This window comes from Huaxiibacter chinensis, assembly GCF_022171985.1.
Lineage (GTDB): Bacteria > Pseudomonadota > Gammaproteobacteria > Enterobacterales > Enterobacteriaceae > Enterobacter > Enterobacter chinensis_A.
Genome location: NZ_JAJVHF010000055.1, coordinates 1 through 1,151 on the forward strand (window position 1 = coordinate 1; position 1,151 = coordinate 1,151).

The following is a 1,151-nucleotide window of genomic DNA, read 5'->3' on the forward strand; positions in this document are numbered from 1 at the left end:
GAATGCGGGCCATTTTTCGCTGCTGTGCAGCTCTTTAAGGAAAAAATCATCATCCGTTAGGCTTTGCTTGCTGCCGGTAATCTTCCGGCAGTCACGGGGTTTGAAGGCCAATGGAACGAAAACGTACGTTAAGAATGTAATTTATTGATATTCATAAAAATAAAAAAAGGATCGCTGATTGATCCTTTTGTTTTGCTATTTGAATTTCGATAAACATTAACCACGAGAATGCAGTAGCTCGGCTATCTCATGAGCAATTTCATCGATTGTATGAGTTGCAGTACTACGAGCAACTTTGTCTGCTAATGATGGACTAAAATCGACAACTTCTTGTTTTGTAATATTATGCCATATGGGAAGCAATATTTGCTCACCAGAAATAGCACGAGTGACGATTCCATCAAGTTCATAATTTGTCCAACCTTTGCTTATAAACGCCGGAGACAAAACTACTAACCCAACACGACTGTTTGCTAAACCTTTGTCTATTTTTTGTCTCAGGCTGTCACCAATTCTTAACGTCATTTCGTCATACCATACATTAAGGCCGTGACTGATTAATGAGTTTGCCAGAGAGCGAACAAAATCATCTTTATCCTCTGAGGCATGCGAAATAAATACGTCATGTATCTCGTTGCTCTGTGCTGTTGACGGTGGTCTGTTATCTCTTACCAGACTAGGAACTTCGCTTAACGGCCTATCCTGAATTTCAGGAAGAACCCCTGGAAGAACGCGAACAGAAGCCCTGGTACTCCCCCTTAATCCCTGCATATCTACAGCAATATGCCAATGGCCTGATGAAGGGATCTGTAACCTTATGGGGGAGCGCTTTGCTAACCCACCAATGTAGGAATGTCGTCGGCCATTCTTATAACTACTGAAGTTAGAACTATCCATTAGTCTAACATTTGCACCACTGGTAAGGGTGATTTCAACAATCTCCCCTCTTTTTCTTTGACCAAGATCATTATGGATGAATTGCATGTAAGTCTGCTCTCTTCATTTGAATTGGAAGAATGTAGCCACTTCCTGATTATACTGTATCCAGTGGTTGAGAGGGCACTGTTGCAAAGTTAGCGATGAGGCAGCCTTTTGTCTTATTCAAAGGCCTTACATTTCAAAAACTCTGCTTACCAGGCGCATTTCGCCCA

General features: G+C 41.7%; 1 protein-coding gene. It reads right to left on the minus strand.

Features of this window, described 5'->3' with window-relative positions:
- Window positions 1-216: 216 nt before the first annotated feature.
- Complete coding sequence (locus tag LZP96_RS23895) at window positions 217-984, minus strand: DUF1883 domain-containing protein (RefSeq protein ID WP_001159650.1); 768 nt, start codon at window positions 982-984, stop codon at window positions 217-219.
- Window positions 985-1,151: the final 167 nt, after the last annotated feature.

Bases quoted from the DNA above. Each gene is read 5' to 3' on its own strand.
- LZP96_RS23895 (WP_001159650.1), bottom strand. From the start codon at position 984: ATGCAATTCATCCATAATGATCTTGGTCAAAGAAAAAGAGGGGAGATT.